Origin of the sequence: Paenibacillus albidus (assembly GCF_014644435.1) — a bacterium.
In the GTDB taxonomy this organism is placed as follows: domain Bacteria; phylum Bacillota; class Bacilli; order Paenibacillales; family Paenibacillaceae; genus Paenibacillus_AQ; species Paenibacillus_AQ albidus.
Window position 1 is genome coordinate 1 of sequence record NZ_BMKR01000004.1, and the last position, 18517, is coordinate 18517.

General features: G+C 50.4%; 18 protein-coding genes and 2 pseudogenes. 13 read left to right on the plus strand and 7 right to left on the minus strand.

Translation table 11 applies throughout. The features are described 5' to 3' along the window. Positions 1–251: pseudogene (locus tag IEY53_RS05035) on the minus strand (transposase domain-containing protein); the annotation flags it as partial. A 117-nt stretch (positions 252–368) separates the two neighbouring features. Next, positions 369–470, minus strand: a pseudogene (tnpA, locus tag IEY53_RS36265) (IS66 family insertion sequence element accessory protein TnpA); the annotation flags it as partial. A 538-nt stretch (positions 471–1008) separates the two neighbouring features. Between tnpA and abnB the strand changes: the two are divergent. Both abnB and IEY53_RS05045 read left to right on the plus strand, forming a co-directional pair. Then, complete coding sequence (gene abnB, locus IEY53_RS05040; RefSeq protein ID WP_189022641.1) at positions 1009–2469, plus strand: arabinan endo-1,5-alpha-L-arabinosidase AbnB; 1461 nt, start codon at positions 1009–1011, stop codon at positions 2467–2469. A gap of 47 nt (positions 2470–2516) precedes the next feature. Continuing rightward, entirely contained in the window at positions 2517–2786 is a 270-nt protein-coding gene (locus tag IEY53_RS05045; protein WP_189022643.1) for a NifU N-terminal domain-containing protein, read from the plus strand. A gap of 69 nt (positions 2787–2855) precedes the next feature. Here the strand turns inward: IEY53_RS05045 and fabF are convergent, their stop codons facing one another. Further along, positions 2856–4094: a beta-ketoacyl-ACP synthase II gene (gene fabF, locus IEY53_RS05050; protein WP_189022645.1), complete on the minus strand. Its 1239-nt coding sequence runs from the start codon at positions 4092–4094 to the stop codon at positions 2856–2858. A 119-nt stretch (positions 4095–4213) separates the two neighbouring features. On the opposite strand from fabF, the gene IEY53_RS05055 reads away from it, so the two are divergent. After that, a complete protein-coding gene (locus IEY53_RS05055) occupies positions 4214–5068 on the plus strand; it encodes a helix-turn-helix transcriptional regulator (protein WP_189022647.1) in 855 nt (284 codons plus the stop codon). Between the two features lie 101 nt (positions 5069–5169). Here IEY53_RS05055 and IEY53_RS05060 read toward each other — a convergent pair whose 3' ends face one another. Then, a complete protein-coding gene (locus IEY53_RS05060) occupies positions 5170–5457 on the minus strand; it encodes a hypothetical protein (protein WP_189022649.1) in 288 nt (95 codons plus the stop codon). Between the two features lie 126 nt (positions 5458–5583). Next, positions 5584–6723 (minus strand): MFS transporter, encoded by a 1140-nt coding sequence (locus IEY53_RS05065; protein ID WP_189022651.1) that lies wholly within the window; start codon positions 6721–6723, stop codon positions 5584–5586. Between the two features lie 109 nt (positions 6724–6832). Between IEY53_RS05065 and IEY53_RS05070 the strand changes: the two genes are divergently transcribed. Continuing rightward, positions 6833–7591, plus strand: coding sequence for an exodeoxyribonuclease III (locus IEY53_RS05070; RefSeq protein WP_189022652.1), 759 nt, complete (start codon positions 6833–6835; stop codon positions 7589–7591). A 47-nt stretch (positions 7592–7638) separates the two neighbouring features. Here the strand turns inward: IEY53_RS05070 and IEY53_RS05075 are convergent, their stop codons facing one another. After that, complete coding sequence (locus tag IEY53_RS05075) at positions 7639–8757, minus strand: VanZ family protein (RefSeq protein ID WP_189022654.1); 1119 nt, start codon at positions 8755–8757, stop codon at positions 7639–7641. Between the two features lie 238 nt (positions 8758–8995). Here IEY53_RS05075 and IEY53_RS05080 point away from each other — a divergent pair, with 238 nt between their 5' ends. Together IEY53_RS05080 and IEY53_RS05085 are read left to right on the plus strand one after the other, a co-directional pair. Further along, a complete protein-coding gene (locus tag IEY53_RS05080; protein ID WP_189022656.1) occupies positions 8996–9307 on the plus strand; it encodes a hypothetical protein in 312 nt (103 codons plus the stop codon). A gap of 133 nt (positions 9308–9440) precedes the next feature. After that, complete coding sequence (locus IEY53_RS05085) at positions 9441–10673, plus strand: aminopeptidase (protein WP_189023140.1); 1233 nt, start codon at positions 9441–9443, stop codon at positions 10671–10673. A 106-nt stretch (positions 10674–10779) separates the two neighbouring features. Here the strand turns inward: IEY53_RS05085 and IEY53_RS05090 are convergent, their stop codons facing one another. Then, positions 10780–11832, minus strand: coding sequence for a M23 family metallopeptidase (locus tag IEY53_RS05090; protein ID WP_189022658.1), 1053 nt, complete (start codon positions 11830–11832; stop codon positions 10780–10782). A gap of 208 nt (positions 11833–12040) precedes the next feature. Here IEY53_RS05090 and IEY53_RS05095 point away from each other — a divergent pair, with 208 nt between their 5' ends. The 7 genes from IEY53_RS05095 (at position 12041) to IEY53_RS05125 (ending at position 18517) form a co-directional block, all read left to right on the plus strand. Beyond that, complete coding sequence (locus IEY53_RS05095) at positions 12041–12799, plus strand: response regulator transcription factor (protein WP_189022660.1); 759 nt, start codon at positions 12041–12043, stop codon at positions 12797–12799. Then, a complete protein-coding gene (locus tag IEY53_RS05100) occupies positions 12796–14580 on the plus strand; it encodes a sensor histidine kinase (RefSeq protein ID WP_189022662.1) in 1785 nt (594 codons plus the stop codon). Before IEY53_RS05095 ends, IEY53_RS05100 begins: the two co-directional genes overlap by 4 nt. A 66-nt stretch (positions 14581–14646) precedes the next feature. Continuing rightward, the gene (locus IEY53_RS05105; RefSeq protein ID WP_189022664.1) at positions 14647–15153 is read left to right on the plus strand and encodes a cation:proton antiporter regulatory subunit; all 507 of its coding nucleotides are present in this window, start codon (positions 14647–14649) and stop codon (positions 15151–15153) included. A gap of 160 nt (positions 15154–15313) precedes the next feature. Next, a complete protein-coding gene (locus IEY53_RS05110) occupies positions 15314–15874 on the plus strand; it encodes a hypothetical protein (protein WP_229695999.1) in 561 nt (186 codons plus the stop codon). Between the two features lie 296 nt (positions 15875–16170). Next, positions 16171–16740 (plus strand): helix-turn-helix domain-containing protein, encoded by a 570-nt coding sequence (locus IEY53_RS05115; RefSeq protein ID WP_229696000.1) that lies wholly within the window; start codon positions 16171–16173, stop codon positions 16738–16740. Positions 16741–16835: 95 nt separating this feature from the next. Then, positions 16836–17480: a hypothetical protein gene (locus IEY53_RS05120; RefSeq protein WP_189022668.1), complete on the plus strand. Its 645-nt coding sequence runs from the start codon at positions 16836–16838 to the stop codon at positions 17478–17480. A gap of 104 nt (positions 17481–17584) precedes the next feature. Further along, positions 17585–18517 (plus strand): cell division protein ZipA C-terminal FtsZ-binding domain-containing protein, encoded by a 933-nt coding sequence (locus IEY53_RS05125; protein WP_189022670.1) that lies wholly within the window; start codon positions 17585–17587, stop codon positions 18515–18517.

The window sequence follows — 18517 nt, forward strand, 5'->3', positions numbered from 1 at the left end:
GCGCAAACCTGCTCTTCGGCAGGCAGTCGGTATTCCACCGTCTCGACACGTAAGCCATCCAGTTTTGCTTCGCGCCCTCCGCGCTGCTTCTTGCGCTTATAGGTGACCGTCTCGATTAGCGGTTCTTCCTTAGTAGGATCGGCCTCAGCCTCCGCTTCGTTGAACAGGTCGAGCTGATCCGGGTGCGTCTTCTCGCTAGAAGCACCAAAGCGTTTTTGCTGAGCCAGTTGAAACTGTTCTTCGTACCACTTACCGCTGATGATGGACCGTCTACGGTAAGTGGCACCCAGCGCGGAGATAGAGAAATACGGGGATGAATTTGAGGCTTTCTTTAGCTTGCGGTTCCAATACTTAAACTGCTCCAACGTAACGCCATTATCCTCGCACCACTTGGCCACAGAGAGACCACTGGCTTTGTAGCTCGCGATCCGGCTCGACCATTCGTGATGGCGTGCTTCCTTTTTCGTCATTTCGGCAACTCCTCTTCCTTGGTTGCCTTCATCTTCTCACGATTATTAGGCGCTTAGAAGGTGGGTTGGATTTGACGCTTACGTTTAATATGGTGGATTAGCGTTTGTCACCAGCTTTCGATCAGTTCTGATGTATATCGTACCTCAGAATGGTTTAAACGAGGCTCAAACATCCATCATGATATATTTTGTACATCCAAAGGATAGCCATAAGGCACTTTTCGGCTAATGCTGCGATATCTGCTGCACCAAATACACTAAAATCGTAAAACGAGCCACTTTGTCCCATCCTGATGTATAAAGTGCACTCAAGCGATCTCCGCCCTAGGCTTACAGGGTGCCTCCCAGGAGGTAGCTTTCGAATGCGCCGTCTATTCCCGGAAGCGACCACCTTTGTCTGCAGATTTCAACTGTTTATATAGAATCATTTCTCTTTTATTTTAATAAAATATGAAATATAACTACTCTATATAAAATAAATATTGACTATCAGCGAGTGAACAAGCAAAATGAAAGGGGATACATAGGAGGTAAAATGATGAGGAAAAGAACGGTCACTGCGCTGCTGAGCATTACTTTATTTACGGCTTGCACGAATGAAGGAGGAGTGTCTGTGAACACCAATACTAACCGCAATTCTATATCCACACCCGCATTTCAAAATGTATCGGTGCATGATCCGTCCGTAGTCAAAGCCGATGATACTTATTATGTGTTCGGATCACACCTGGCCGCTGCCAAATCCCGGGATCTGATGTCCTGGACGCAGGTATCTTCCGGTGTACAGGACGGGAATCCCCTGATTCCGAACGTTACCGAGGAACTCCGGGAGACGTTGGACTGGGCCCAGTCGGATACACTGTGGGCAGCAGATGTAATTCAACTCGCCGATGGCAAGTATTACATGTACTACAATGCCTGTAAAGGTGATTCCCCGCTGTCCGCGATGGGGATCGCTATATCCGATCATATTGAAGGGCCTTATAAGAACGCCGGGATCTTCCTCAAATCGGGTATGGCCGGACTTGGAGATGACGGTGAGATATATGATGCCACCCAAAAGCCGAATGTAGTTGATCCGCATGTGTTCTTTGATAAAGACAGCAAGCTGTGGATGGTGTACGGCTCGTATTCCGGCGGTATTTTCATTCTGGAAATGGATAGTAAAACGGGGTTTCCACGGCCAGGTCAAGGATATGGTCAAAAGCTGCTGGGCGCCAATCATGCCCGGATTGAAGGCCCTTATATGCTTTACAGTCCTGAAACCGATTACTATTACCTATTCCTCTCTTACGGAGGGCTGGATGCGAACGGAGGCTACAATATACGGGTAGCCCGCTCGAAGTCGCCCGATGGACCTTTTGAGGATGCCGAGGGACAGGATATGATTGATGCGAAGGGGACCGCGGGCGTTATTTTTGATGATCCGGCCTATTCGCCTTACGGGGTTAAACTGCTTGGGAATTTTGAATTGGAGAGTGTGGAAGGGGAAGGCAGAGGGCACGGTTATGTATCTCCCGGGCATAATTCAGCATACTACGATGAAATGAGCGGCAAATATTATTTGATCTTCCACACCCGCTTTTCCGGCCGCGGAGAAGAACATGAAGTGCGGGTGCACCAGATGTTCTTGAACAGCGAAGGCTGGCCGGTTGTGGCTCCGCACCGGTATGCAGGAGAAACTATTGGCACTTATAAGCAGCAGGACGTAACGGGCAAATATCACTATGTGAATCACAACAAAATCATCACGGCGGATATCGTTTTGTCCAAGGTTATTGAATTAACCCCGGACGGCCAAATATCCGGGGCCGTAACCGGGACCTGGGCCCTTGAAGGGGAACATGCAGCGGAGCTGACCATTGACGGAAATGTATATAAAGGGGTGTTTTCCCGGGAATGGGATGCGGCTGCAGAACAAGAGGTTATGACCTTTACCGCGGGCTCCAAAGAGGGCATATCCATCTGGGGCAGTCATGTCTCTGCGGCTACGAAGTGATTTTAACTGGACAAACATGCTACAATAGCTGATAAAGGAGTGATTACATGGCAATCAGCATTCAGGTTCAGAACACGCCGAACCCCAATTCTGTTAAAATCAATACCGATCAGACCATTTTTGAAGGCCCGTCCAGCACATCGCTTAAAAGCGGGGATGCCACAGACCATCCGCTGGCTGCTGCTCTCTTGAGTATTGAAGGTGTAGATAACATTTTTGGCATCCGTGATTTTGTGACGATCAGCAAAACTGCGGATGCAGAGTGGGATACGATTTTGCCGCAAGTGGAACAGGCTTTTGTTTCGGTATATAATTAAAACAGCAGATGAACAACGAACACCTTCAGTTGCCGGGATTGACCCGGTACTGGAGGTGTTTTTGGTCAATCACCCGGTATACTTGGAGATGACGATCACCGCATTATGGCCGCCAAAACCAAAGGAATTGGAAATGCCAATATGCAGGTTCGCTGCCCGGGCGATATTCGGCACATAATCCAGATCGCAGATATCATCGGGTTCTTCCTGATTGAGGGTTGGAGGAACCATGCCTGACTGAATACTCTTTACCAAAGCGATCGCTTCCAAACCTCCGGCAGCCCCCAGCGCATGTCCAGTCATAGACTTATTGGCTGTGACAGGAATCCGGTAAGCCCCGTCACCGAACAGCTTTTTGATGGCGAGCGTCTCGGAACGGTCGCCGACAACGGTGCTGGTAGCATGAGCGCTGATCACATCGACATCCTCCGGCCGGAGCCGGGCTTCATTCAAAGCCAGCTTCATGGCCTGGTAGGCACCGGTTCCCTCCGGATGCGTGGCCACCATATGATAGGCATCGGAGCTGGCTCCATACCCGATCACTTCTCCATGGATCTGTGCGCCCCGGCGAAGGGCATGGGTGAGGGATTCCAGAATAACAATTCCCCCGCCTTCTCCAATCACGAATCCATCCCGTTTCCCGTCAAAAGGGCGGCTGGCCGCCTCTGGTTCTTCATTTCGCGTCGATAATGAAGTCGCGTTCCCGAAGCTGGCCAGTGAAATTTCACTGATTGCCGCTTCGGAGCCCCCGGCAATTACTATATCGGCTCCGCCGTAGCGGATCAGCCGGAAGGCTTCGCCAATGGCGGTGTTGCCGATGGAGCAGGCCGTTACCGGGGATAAGGTTGGCCCCGTTGCTCCCAGCCTGATACTGATCATGGCCGCGGCCATGTTGGAGATCAGCATCGGAATCAACGTCGGGCTGACCCGTTCCGGTCCGCGGGTCCGCATAAGCTCCCCTTGATCCATCAATGTTTGAATCCCGCCCACACCTGAACCAACGTATACGGCCAGCCGCTCCCGGTCGATCTTCTCCAGATCAAGGCCTGAATGCGTCCACGCATCTTCGGCGGCAGCGAGCGCAAACTGGCTGAACCGGTCCATCCGGCGTGCCTCTTTGCGGCCAAATCTGGCTTCTGCATCGAAGTCTTGCACAATTCCGGCGATTTTTGATTTGAAGCCGGTTGTATCAAAGGAAGTGATCGGCGCAACCCCCGATCGGCCCATGATCAGATGCTGCCAGAATTGTTCTACGGTATTTCCAAGTGGCGAGATAAGTCCCATGCCGGTAATGACCACGCGTTCCATAATGTTCCTCCTCCAAAGTGTGTTGTACAATGTATTTTTTCATTTTTGTTATCCTATTACAAGTTGTAGTTTATACTAGTATAATTACTACTATATTGAGGGGATAGGAGGAGAAGGGGATGTCAAATCAGACAAGACTACAAGCCTTATCCGATTTCTTAAAAGCCCGGCGTGCGGCTATTTCACCCGCAGCCGCAGGCCTGCCGGAAGGCACACGGAGGCGGACGCCGGGGTTGCGGAGAGAAGAGGTGGCACAACTCGCAGGCGTTAGCAGCACCTGGTATACCTGGCTTGAGCAAGGCCGGGATATTAAGGTATCCCCCTCCGTGCTGGATTGTGTGGCAAGTGCACTGCAGCTGACAGCGGATGAGCGCAAATATCTCTATGCACTGGCGCTGGAGACAGGACCGGGCAGCACCGCTTTTACCCATGAGGAGCCTTCCGTGATCAGCCCGCCGCTGCAAAAGATTCTGAAGGAGCTAAGCACCTGTCCTACGCTTATATCTGACCGGCGCTGCGGTATCGTGGGCTGGAATGAAGCGGCGGCACATGTCTTTCTGGACTTTGCCAAGCTGCCGCCGGAACAGCGGAATATGATCCGCCTGTTATTTGTGCGTAAGGAATTTCAAAGGCTGGCCGTGAACTGGGAGCAGTTCGTCAGAGGTTATTTATCCATTTTCCGTGCGTATTACGGACAATACATGGAGGATCGCTGGTACGATGATTTTTTGGAAGAAATGAGGGAAGAGCATCCGCTTTTCAACGGGCTATGGGAGCAAAGCCGGGTCAGCTCGGCCCCGGACGTGGTACTGGAATTCAGACATGCCAAAGCGGGAAAAATGCTCTTTCACTTAACCTCATTGCAGGTGCACGGGAGTGCAGACTTGCGGTGCAGTATCTATACACCCGCCGGAGACTCCAATACAGAATTCAAACTGAAGCAGCTAATGGATACTTATAATACGGAACAATAGGAGAACAGCCGAATAACCCCTCTGCTGATTGCTCAGTCAGAGAGGTTATATTAAAGAGGAAGATGCATGGGCAAGTATGGGGCGGATACTCTTTTAGAAGATTAGAAGTCTGAAGTTGCTACTTGAATAAATCCAAATGCAGCTCCTGCAGCAGTAGCTTGTAATGCTGCAACCAAAAGAAGTTGTACGGAAAGTGTAAGACTGTTGCCTCCTGGAATGACATAAGTGATGACCGGGGCATTTACGCGTGTAAGCACCAGGTTGACAGGATTGGCAGAGTTGTTTTGTACGGTTACTGCGGCATTGGTGCCACCAGCCAGATTTTCATAATAAGATTTGCCGACACCAGCAGCTAAAGTGAAAAATTGTTGCGGTAATAAGATAGCCATGGGTATGACCTCCTTTGCGGTTTGATAGAATATTCTATGTGCCAAATCTAGCAATGCACTAGCGAATGCCTCGGTGAGAGAGCACATTTTAATAGGGTACATAGCTCCGCAAAGGATGTTGTCAGCCTATTGTTTTCCGTAGACCCGGTACAAGCCGACTCCGAATAGCATGCCAAGGAACGACAGGGCCGATATGGACAGGAACAGGATTTGTCCGCCGAATGCTTCATAGATTGCGCCTCCTGCGTAGGAAGCTACAATCCCGGACACCCCAAAGAACAACAAAGCAAGTACGGTCTGACCCGTCGCCCGCCATTCCACGGGGACAATTCCGTAGAGATATTGAATCGCCGCCGAATAGAACACCGGAAAGGTCAGCAGCTGCAGGATTTGCAAATAGGCGAGCAGCTGCGGATCGGTCAGCCAGGCGGATAGAAAAAAACGAATGAAATAAAATCCGCCCGCAGCTGCGATGAGTATCAGCTCTTTCCCTTTGCGCAGCCACCAGAAACTTAGAGCAAATACGGCAATTTCACTGATTGCCGCCAGAAACCAGGCCTGGCCTACAAGTTCAGGGCTTCCGCCCAGCTCCCCAATGTAGACGCCAAGGAAGGTATCATTCATTCGGGCCGGGATGGAGCAGACAAAGACGAGTCCAAGGAACAATAAGGTCTCCTTGTTGCTAAGGAATTGTCTCAGGCTGCTTAAAGTAACCGGCTTGCCGCTAACCGGAGCGTCCGGCATCATCCAGCTCACCAGGAGACCAAGCCCGGCAATTCCGGCAAATAGCAGAGCCATGCTGTGTACGCCAAAGTACGACATGACATATCCGGTCAGCAGAGCGGTTACCCCGTAACCCAGCGCTCCGTAAGTGCGAATTGAACCATAGCTGATCCCGGAAGCCTCGGCTATGCGGAAATTCAGGCTCTCGGTCAGCGGATCAATGGGCATTAGGAAGAAATAGAGCAGCATCGCGAATAGAACGAGCTGGAAGTAGCTGTCCGAATCATACAGGAAATATCCGGTGACGGCCGAGCAGAACAGCAGGAGCAGCATCACCTTGCGGATCGTACGGGTCCGGTCGCTGATCATGCCCCATAAAGGCTGGGCAACAAGGGTAATAAAACCGCCGGTCCCGATAATAAACCCGATCTGTGCCGGATTGAGACCTTGTTTGTCCAAGTATACAGGCAGGAAAGGGATGAACATGGCCAGAAGTGCAAAATACAAAAAGTTGAATCCTTTTAACAACCTTGCAGCTTTCATAATTTCCCCCATCTCTCGCGTGTCTTGTGTAGTAATTTCACCATACATCCAGCCTATTATTCTATGATAAAATAAGACTTACTACAAGCGGCAAGGAGAATCAACAACAATGAAACTGGTATCCTGGAATGTAAACGGGCTTAGAGCATGTGTTACCAAAGGTTTTAACGAATATTTCAATGAAATGAAAGCAGATATCTTCTGTGTGCAGGAGACGAAGCTGCAGGCGGGACAAATTGTACTGGACCAAGGCGACGAATATACCCAGTACTGGAACTATGCCCAGAAGAAGGGGTACTCGGGTACGGCTGTGTTCAGCCGCATCAAACCGCTCTCTGTCAGATACGGCATAGAAGAGGATGAGGAAGCCGAAGGACGGATTCTTACACTGGAGTTTGAGGACTTTTATCTGGTGAATGTCTATACACCCAACGCTAAACGTGATTTGTCGAGACTGGGCTACCGGATGGAATGGGAGGACCGTTTCCGCACCTACCTCCTGGCCCTGGATAAGCTTAAGCCGGTCATTGTCTGTGGTGATCTGAATGTGGCTCATGCAGAGATCGACCTCAAGAATCCGAAGCCCAACCAGGGGAATTCCGGGTTTACCGAAGAAGAGCGGGGCAAGATGACCGAATTACTGAATGCCGGATTTATCGACACGTTCAGGCACTTTTACCCGGAGCAGGAGGGTGCTTATACCTGGTGGTCCTACATGCCCAAGGTCAGGGAGCGGAATGTAGGCTGGCGGATTGATTATTTTTTGGTTTCTGCCCGGCTGGCGCCAAGGCTTGAAGATGCCCGGATTGAATGCAGCGTGATGGGCAGTGACCATTGTCCGGTGGTTCTTGACCTTCTGGATGCCTAGAACAAAAAGACAGCGATACGCCCACTGTTGGTGTACCGCTGTCTTTTTTATTGGTTTATGGCAAGCCCCGGGGAGTGATCCGGCCAGGAAATGGTATGTGAAGTCCGGCTGATCTGTTCATAAAGGAGTACCGGATTCTTCTTGAACATTCGGATAATCAGATGGATGATACCGGATAACTGCAGAATGGGGACCAGAATTTGCAGTATAAGCAGACCGGCTGCCGGGATGGACTGGTTCATAGTGGCTTCCAGCAGCAGAACATGCAGTCCGAAGAATACCCAATACAGCAGTCCGTATCTGACGAAAAGCATTCTCAGCGTGACATGCTCACTGCTGCCGCTTACCCGAATCCGCACGATCCATTTGCCGAGTGTCCGCCCGTTGGTGAAATAAGGAAGCAGAATGAAATATATGCCCGTCGCAATCCAGTAGGCAAAGGGTAATTCAAAGACATACAAAATGCCGGTGCCGATCATACAAATCCCGCCGTCGATCATAAAAGCAATTCCGCGTCTGGTATAAGTGACCCGTTTGGCCCCCAGATCAACGCTTTGGTCCAGCTGTTCAATCCGCGGCAGCAAGCCGGAGATCCACTCGGCGATCCGGTAGCCGATAATTCCGCCGAGTGTATTAGCGATTAGATCATCAACATCAAAGACACGGTGAGGATAATCATAGAATCCGTAAATGCCGGTAATCTGTGTAACCTCAAAAAATAAGGAGAGGCCAAAGGACAGCAGAATACAGACCATCCAGCGGGCCCGGAAATAATAATTCAGGAACATGCCGAACGGAACCATCAGAAGGACATTGAAGATTACCTGTAAAAAGGCGCGCTCCCGAAGCAGACTCAAGTAAGTTGACGGTTCAGATCCAACGATATTGGATTCACGCATGATATCCTGAATAAATTGCAGCGGGATCGGCTGCAGTGCGCCCCCAAGCTTTGGCAAATTATGCCGGGAGGCCGGCAGCGGCAGCATGACCAGATAAAAGGCGTTCATCAGATAGAGCAGTAAAAGATAGAGCACAAGAGCTCTAACTTTATTGATATAGCCATGCCGCCTGTACTGGACAATCAGAAAAGGTAGGGTAAAGAATAACGCAGCTACGGGAAAGGTCATAAATGCATAAGAGATCGGAAATAGATACGACTGAAACATAAGCCACCTGCCATAGAGTATATTTTGTAGAGTAGGTTCCGGGATTTCATTATTGTTATTCATAGTCCACGCAAAAAGCCGACAATGAACGAATGTCCATTCTCGGGCCCTCAGCTCAAATTATAGTGTTTTTCGAAAAATATCTCAACTTATTATTTCCAGAGCCACGGCATACATATGTGTGGAGAGGAGCGTGAGTGGGGTGGAAAAGAAGGTCCAACACTATTATCGGCTGAAAATGAAGCAAAAAGAAATGGAGAAGGAGCTCACGGAGCTGCGGCAGGAAATTCTGGCTTACTGCAGCGAGCAGGGGAGTACTGAAACAGAGATCGGGAGCTACAGAGTGAAGCTGGTGACACAGAACCGGAAGGAATATGATGATCAAAAGCTGTACGAAACCCTGGCTGATCCCGAGGTATGGCGGATGGTCTCCAAAACCGATTCGGCGAAGGTGGCAAGCCTTACCAAGCTGAATGTAATTTCGGAAGAGGTTATCTCGCATACCTTTGCGGTGAAGACGGTGACTCTGCTTCAGGTTGATAAAAAGTAGCTGCTTTCGCAAATGCGGCGGATTTACGTTAAAATAAGATGAGCAGTGGACCCGATCCCGGCCAGCCTCTATGCTGCCGGGATCTTTGTCATGTAATAAGACGACGAAAGAAAGAGCAGGAGGAAACAGAATGATGAAAGTCTTTGAACAAATGCTGGACAAATATGCGGAGCTGGTCGTCAAGGTGGGAGTGAATGTGCAGCCCGGGCAGGTGCTGATCGTGAGTGCACCGCTGGAAACCGCTGAGCTTACCCGGCTGATTGTCGGCAAAGCGTATGAAGCAGGTGCCAAATTTGTGCAGGTGGACTGGGATGACGAGGCAGTTACACGTATCCGTTATGAAAAAGCCCCGGATGAGTCATTTGATTACTATCCGCAGTGGCATGCCGACATGCTGGAGAAATTCGCCGAAGAAGGCGGCGCCATTCTACATATTAAAGTACCGAATCCGGAATTGTTCCAGGGCATTGATTCCGCCAAAGTCTCAAGAGCGGTCAAAGCTGCGGCTGTGGCCCGCAAGAACTACCAGAAATACACACGCAACAGCAAAATCAGCTGGTCATTGATTAAAGCGCCAACGCGCGTCTGGGCAGACAAGGTGTTCGCAGACCTTCCGGAGGAGCAAAGAATTGAAGCCATGTGGGAAGCGGTATTCCAGATGAACCGGGTTGGCAATGAAGATCCCGTAGCCGCCTGGCGGGAGCATATCGGGGACTTGAAGGTAAGCCAGGACCGGATGAATGCCAAACGCTACAAGAGCCTGCATTACCGGGCACCGGGTACTGATCTGCATGTTGAAATGCCGGAAGGCCATCTGTGGCGCGGCGGCGGCGGCGAGAATGACAATGGTGTGTATTTTGTGGCCAATATGCCGACCGAAGAGATTTATACGATGCCGCTGCGGACAGGCGTGAACGGAACCGTTGCCAGCACTATGCCTCTGAACCTGAATGGACGGCTGGTAGATGGGATCACGATGACTTTTAAAGAGGGTAAGGTTGTCGACTATAACGCAGAAACCGGACGCGAGCATTTGACTTCTTTGCTGGATACGGATGAAGGGGCTTCTTATCTTGGAGAGATGGCCTTGGTACCGCATGATTCACCGATATCCCGGCTGGGCCGGATTTTCTACAATACCGGCATTGATGAGAATGCTTCCTGCCATTTCGCGCTGGGCAGTGCTTATCCTGTCAATATTGAGGGCGGGACCGGAATGAGTAATGAAGAGCTGCTGGCCAAAGGGGCAAATGTGAGCCTGACCCATGTGGATTTCATGATTGGCTCAGGCGAGCTGGATATTGACGGTGAGCTGCCGGATGGGACCCTGGAGCCAGTGTTCCGCAAGGGGAACTGGGTTCTCTAACGTTATTTTACGAACAAGACAGCAAAACAGCGATTCTCCTGTTACCCGGGGAATCGCTGTTTTTGTTTCGGGTTAAAGCCAAGCGGAATTTATCCCTTTGAGCCAATTATTGGGCCAAGTCTCCTGTGAAAGTATCCCCTTTAACAGGAGACTTCCCGTCTGCCCAGCGGACCGGAATGGATTTGGATGTGAACAGATCCGGGCCGTCCGACACCTGGAAATGCAAGTGGGCTTCACTGGAGTTTCCGGAGTTGCCGAGTAGGCCGATGACTTGACCGGTGGTTACGGAATCGCCGGGTTTGACGGTGACGGATCCTTTTTTCAAATGGGCCAGATAGCTGTATTCTCCGCCATGATCAATGACGACCAGATTGCCTGCCGGCTCCTTCTCGTTCATCACGCCAACGGGTACATTGTCCGCGATGTCGTTCTTGACGGAGACTACGGTCCCGTCAGCCGGTGCCGTAATGTCCAGGCCAAAGGCATGATAACTCTCATTCTTCAGCGGATCACCGGAATAGGAGAATTGATCGACAGCCTGGACGAGATCATAGGCGTACCGCTGGGTCTCATGTTCATAATGGTAGTTGTCCAGCACATTGGTTCCGCCCCAGTAGACCAGCAGGTCATCTTTGAAAGGAGGGGAAAAAGCAGTGCGGGTCATTGTCTGATCAGTCTTTGGATAGGACTGCAGGTTCAGAATTTGGATGCCCAACAAACCGCCCTTCTGATCGAAAACAGCCGAAATTCCTTTATCCCCTGCAGTGCTTTTCCAAGTCCACTGTTCGGTGCCGTTAAGGAGCATCATTGAAGAGGGCGCAAAAGCATCTACACCTTGGACAAATTCGCCCGTCGTTGTTTTAACCTCAGTCTCACCAAACTGCTGCTTCAGCTCCCCGCTGAAAAGAGCGTGGATTTCTTTGTACTTCCCGTCCAGCATGGCCTGCGGGAGGTCTTCTGGCTGCAAAGTGGAGGCTTCTGAGGTTCCTGCTGACTCAACCGGCTGACTTGGTGTCGGAGCTGCTGTAGCCGCTTCGGTTGTCTTTGGCTTCACCTGCTCTGTATTGTTCTGTTCCGCGCCGTTCCCGCATCCGCTTAAAATAACGGCCAGTGCCGCCGTTCCCCATATCATTTTGCCAAAAGGTCTTGTACGTTTCATCTGTTGTGTCCCCTTTCACTGTTTGGACTTTCTCTCATTTAGTATAAAGGCTGAACATTACCACACATGAAACGCCAGCTTAACAGTTCATTAATTATTGTACCGTTTGCGGCAGAAGAATTAAGATTCTGTTAAGATAGCGGCCTCACTGCCGTGATCTAAATCATGTTAAGATATTTGGCAGAGAAGGCTGCAAGGGGGAGAACAAATGAAGGATGCTGCTATTCTGCTTGTTGATGATGAACAAGCAATTATTGAGTTAATCAAAACGGTTCTGCATAAAGAAGGGTATACCCGGGTACATTCATCTGGCACCGGGGAAGAGGCGATTGCGGCCTGCCGGTCCCACACCTATGATCTGATTGTGCTGGATGTGATGCTGCCGGGCAGGAGCGGGATTGAGATCTGTCCTTTTTTGCGGGAGACAACCAATGCGCCCATCTTATTTCTATCCGCGCGGGTTTCCGACTTTGACAAGCTGACCGGCTTTGCGGTGGGTGGAGATGATTATATCACCAAGCCGTTTAATCCGCTGGAGCTGGTGGCCCGGATCAGGTCGCAGCTGCGGAGGTACCTGGAGCCCCTCCGCGGGGCGGATGGTACGGCGGACAAGGCTTATGAGATGAATGGGGAGCCGGGTTCCATATATGATTTTGGCCGGTTTCAGGTGGATGCGGAGGCTGGGGAATTGAAGGTAGAGGGGGAGAAGGTCCCCTGTCCGGCGCTTGTATTTCAATTGCTGCTTTTTTTGTGCAGGCATCCGAACCGGCTGTTTACCAAAAGCGAGCTGTATGAACAGGTCTGGGGCTTGGGAGCTCTCAGTGATGATAACACTGTTATGGTCCATATCCACAGAATCAGAGAGCGTATTGAATATGAACCTGCCAACCCGGTATTTCTGGTCAACGTAAGAGGTATGGGATATAAACTGGTGCAGCAGCCTCAAGGGAGAATCGGGCGGGTATGAATATTCGCAAAAAATTGACGTTGCGGTTTGTGCTGCATTCAGTGGTTGCCGGACTGATTGTACTCCTGATCGCGGGTCTGACCGTGTTTTGGGTAATGCAGCGGTTCTCCGATATCAGCCTGTCCAATAATTTTGCTTCGATTGGATTGGAGCGTCTTGTAGAATCTTCAACGTTTGACGCGGACGGGATCACTTTCGATGTTAAGCTGCTGGAGCAGGTGAAGGAGAATGGCGGCTGGCTGCAAAGCCTGGACGAAGCCGGGAACGTGGAGAGTTCATACCATACTCCAAAGGATGTGCCGCTCCATTATGGGCCGGGGGAGTTCGTGGCCTACTGGAATGGAGAACAGGATTTTCCCTACAATCTGTACTTATGGATTCAGGAAAAAAACGGGCGGCTGTACACCCTCTTGTATGGGGTTCCTAAAATCATACAACCGGTCCTGGATATTCTCGCAAAAACTCCACCTGCCTATTCCGGGGGGAAACCTCATCTGCCAACCGGGCTTACAGAGAAATTGATGGCAAAGGAAGGGTATATTCAGCTGCTGGATGCCGAAGGGAAGGAAGTGGCATCACTTAACCGTCCTTCCTCAGTGCCGGTTAGATACAGTGTGCAGGAATTGGCGCTGCGTTCCGAATACGGCGACCGGTACGGGTATTATACCTCTACTGTGTATCATGCTGACGAAAAGATGACCTACGTGGTCGGCTCACCTGTGGCTCAAGGAAATAAGACAGGCCTGAAGGGGAGTGGCATGCAAGCGGAAACCGAGGTGCTCTTATTGGGTATTGCCGGTATGCTTGCTGCCACCCTGCTGTTGCTCGCGCTGCTGTCCCTGTATAATGCCCACCAGTTCGGAACCCCGATCCTGCATATGCTGGCCTGGCTTGATGCGCTGGGGAAAGGCCGCTTCACCGAACCCTATAACCGCAACAAGCAGCCGCTCAGCCGTCACCGCTCAGGCAAGTGGAAAAAGCGGTACCGGATATTTGCAGACGTCATGCGCTCTCTGGATACCTTATCGGGTATCCTGCAGCGGGACCGCGAGCTCCGTCGGCAGACGGAGGTGCTGCGGGAAGAATGGATCACCGGCATTACGCATGATTTGAAGACACCGCTGTCTTCCATTAAAGGTTATGCCCATCTGCTGGCAGAAGGGCATTATGACTGGTCGCCTGAAGAAGTCCGCAGGTTCTCTGGGGTGATGCTGGAGAAGTCGGCGCATATCGACAAGTTAATCAGCGATCTTGATTTGACCTACCGGATCAAGTCGGGGATTTCACCGCCGCAGATGGAGCTGATTGAGCTGAACGGCTGGCTGGAGAATGCGCTGGACCAGGCCGGGGCCAATCCGGCTTATGGAGAAGGCAGAATCAGATTTGTCTCTGCGGGCAAGGAAATCTGGGTACGGCTTTATGCGCCTTGGCTGGAACGTGTGGTTAATAATCTGACAGCTAATGCTCTGCTGCATAATTCACCGGATACCCGGCTTGACGTCATACTGACCGCTGATGAGGAGGCAGGGCTCTCTATTCTGTTCCGTGACAATGGCCAGGGCATGGATGAATTGACGAAGGCTCATCTGTTCGAGAGATATTACCGGGGGGTGGACACCTTATCTACTACACATGGTTCCGGGCTGGGCATGGCCGTCTCGAAAGGGCTGATTGAAGCTATGGGAGGGGAAATTGCGGTTCAATCCACACCCGGCAGCGGCACAGATATCACATTGTCGTGGGAGAAATCATCGGCAGTACGGGTTGATTCCCCAGGGTAATATGCTAAGATGTGAGGAGGCCTTCTAAATACGGAAGGCCTGTATAGTTATGGAGGGGGACTGAAGATGGAGATCAGAGAAGCGGATCTGCCGGGAATCGGCCGCAAGTATTGTATCCGGACACGGGCGGGTGAGCAGTTGACCATCGTGGTTCATAATGATGAACGGCGTGAAGTGTATCATATGGAAGAGAAGGGTGAGGGGACACTGTCCGTGGTTACACTGGATGACGAGGAGTCCAGAACCGTCTCGGCCATCCTCGCCGGGATTACCTACAAGCCGAAAGCGCTGGAAGCGCAAGAGGTGCTGCTGGATGACCTGGTGATTGAATGGCTGCGGCTGGACAGCACAAGCTGGTTCATTGGCCGGAGCATCGGTGAACTGGGCATACGTGAACTTACGGGTGCGGCTATTATCGCCGTTGTCGAACGGGACAAGCATAAAGTGTTCAATCCGGGACCGGAATATGTATTCACAGCCGGCTCCACGCTGGTAGCCTCTGCTGAACGTTGCCAATTCAAGGCGCTGCAGCGGTTGATGAACAATAGGGATACATTGCATGTTGAGAAGTGATGCCGCCAACAGGCTGCACACTGTGAACGGAGATAATGCCCTCTAATTCAGTGGAATCCACGATGAATTAGAGGGTATTTTGTATAGAGCTCGAGTAAATTACGTCCGGATTGGCACCAGGTCCCATATTTGATAAGATCAGAAAAAGGAGGTTATACCTATGGCCAATTCAATTACTTTATCAGACTATGGAACTGGCGGGGATTCAGGCTACATGCGCATGTCGAACGGGCTGACGTCTGTTTTTATTGATGTGCTGGTACTTAGCGGTTCTGCATTGGCCGGAAGTGATCGGGAGAAGGAGTTCGTCATCTGGCTGGCTCAAAGGGATCAAAATGTCGTCGGAATTGGAACCGTGGGCTTCAGCTTGGATGAATTACCGTGGAGCCGGGAAGATTTCGTGTCCAATCAGGAATTTATGCTCCGCGTCATTGATGGCGCCCTGGCAAAGACAGGGTGGGAGGTGCTGGCTTATGAGCCTGCCTTTGAATATATAGAAAGTGCACTCCTGCAGTTTCGGCAGCTGGTTCTCGCTTTTGGTCCTGAGAAGGTCGATACAAGCCATTACGAGGAGTGGTCCGCAATAGAAGAGGATGATTACTGGCCCACGATTCCACCGGGGTACCCGCAGTGTAGCAAGCACCACGTTTATTTGTCATGCCACGGCTGTGTATTTTGTAATTATGAGAGAAATGAGTCCTCCAGTGAAGTCGAAAAGTAACAACAGTGTCGCTTTTGTCAATGAAACCTCTTGTTCTGTTATGATGAACTTATAAATACCTCTAACATGGTCTCAGCTATGTTTGGGGATGCCAAACTCTGGGTAATTGAAGAGGTATGATTTGGAAGTGAGCAAGGAGGAAGAACTGAATGTCAAGGACTGGGTCTGCTTTAAGTCAACCATGGGAAGGAGGCTATTCAGGTGAACCAAACCAAACGCACAATCATCTGTTAATCCAAGCGTTTCAACAATGCATTTTCAACATAAAGGAACATCTTTCGGATACATATTTGTTTTTGCTGGCGGACGCAAAGGGAATTCTGCTGGATTTGGAGCATAGTGAGAGCCTTCAGTGTATGGTGAGCCGCTCACCCGTTCGATTGGGACTGAACATGTCTGAGCGAAGCTGCGGCGTCAATGCCATTTCGGAAGCAATGAAGCATGGGGGGCCGGTCTATTTACCGCCGGAAGGGCATGGGAGTCCGTTTTTTCGGAATTGGCATTGTTTCTCCACCCCATTAACGATAGGCAATCAGCAGCTCGGCTATATCGATGTCTCCACTATTAATGCAGATATGAAAAGTGAGCTGGTGGCGATCGCGAAGCTGATTCCAGCCCATATTGCGAGCTGCTACCAGGAACAGCTGGCGGCCCGTGAGGCGGCACAGTTTCCCGTGAACTTGACGGATCGGCAGCTTAAAGTGCTGCAGTTGATTTCACAGGGGTTGACGGTTAAGGCCATTGCGCTCAAGCTCAAAATTAAAGAATGTACGGTCAATCATCATAAAAAAATTATTTTTGACAAATTGGGTGTGCAGTCCAGCACAGAAGCTGTTTCCATTGCAAGCCGGCTTTCTTATTTATAGATCCCCTATAGTTTTATATAGGTGGAAATATGAGGTGTCTGTGATAAGCTCTATGGGTATGACAAAAAAGAGAGAATTTACAATTGGAGGGTATCATGTCTAAAAAGAAATTTGCATTCATGTCAGCGGTGATGATGCTGGTGCTGGTGATGGCTACAGCATGCGGGAACAGTAAGAAGGACGTCGACCTTGGCACAACGGAGAAGGGTTCCTATACAAATAGTTATTTTGGCGTATCCCTCAAATTCCCTGAGGATTGGCAGGTTCAAGATGCTGAAGGGATGAACGAGCTTGCGAATGCCGGTAAAGAAGTGATTGCCGGTAATAACGATGTCAAGAAGAAGCAGCTGGATTTGGCCGAAGCCAAGACGCTTAATCTGCTGATGACTTCCAAATATCCGCTTGACGGCGGACAGGTAGGTCCTTCGACGATGATTGTTGCCGAGAAGGTCAGTATGCTGCAAGGTGTGAAGTCCGGCAAGGATTATCTGGAGGCATCCAAAAAGCTGATGGTAGAAAGCCAGCTTCCTTACGACTTTAAAGAGATCTCCACTACCAAAGTCGGCGGCAAAGATATGGACCTGATGCAGGCCACGATCAACAATGGTGAGAAGCTTATTACACAAGACTATTACAGCGCCATCATCGACGGATATGCATTTAACTTTATCTTCACTTATGTAGATGAAGCTACGAAAGCCGAAACTGATAAAATTCTGAGTTCAGTCGAATTCAAATAATATTTGAAATAGACTCCTTAGTTAGTAATGGAACAACCTCATGACCCGGTGTGCTCAACAAGCACTGCCGGGTTTTTACCTATATTGTGATGGAGGCGATTGGTATGCATTTACCCGAATATGGAAGCGAAAACGCCGCTTATCTGCTTCATGTGGAAAGGGAGACTGAGCCAGTGGTTCAGGAAGGGGGAATATATGTCAGAGAACCAAACCCTGCCTATTCCTGGCTGATTGATGTTGAGTTTGACGGGTTTACACTTGCTGATGAAGAATTGCTGAAATTGCTAAAAGGGTATATTGTCTATGGATTTGTCTGCGGGTTAGAGTTTTGGACAAGTGTGGGCAGGCGGGCGGCAGGAGAATGCCACTATACCCAAATTTGCATCTGTGCAGATATCTTCGATAACGTGCAGATGGAAGTCTCCGCAACGGAAGCAGAACTGGAGGCGTTGCTGACACGAATTCCCGGCCTGTTTCGGGGCCGGGGCAGAGTCAAGGTGACCCCACGTGAAAGTCCGGTAGCCGCTGTTGGCCGGGCCCAGGAGATACTTGATGGGTATGAGCAGGAAAAGGCGTGGACAGATGAACACGAGCTTACCGTCAAGCTTGTTGCAGAACCAGGGAAACGATACAAGGGGGCCGAGATTTGGGACGTTATGCTTAGTCTGGGATTGAAATGGGGAGACATGGATCTTTTTCATGCTCAGAATGAGGGACCTGATGGGGACGATTATTTATTCAGTGTCGGTACTGAAACGGAGCCCGGATACTTCTGGCCGATGACGTTGGCGGAGGATGAATTCGAAAACTTGCTGTTCAGCATGAACGTGGTCCGGACGGAGGAACCACAGAAGGTTTTTCTGGCCATGTGGAGAAGTGTGGGGTATGCCTGCAGCAGGCTTGGCGGGAGCCTCCTGAATACATATGATGAACCGGCTACCGCCAATTTCTATTTACAGTCTATCAAACGCACCGAGACACGATTGGCAAGGCGCGGGATAACTCCCGGAGCCGATCTCGCTTTGTTTCTGTTCTAA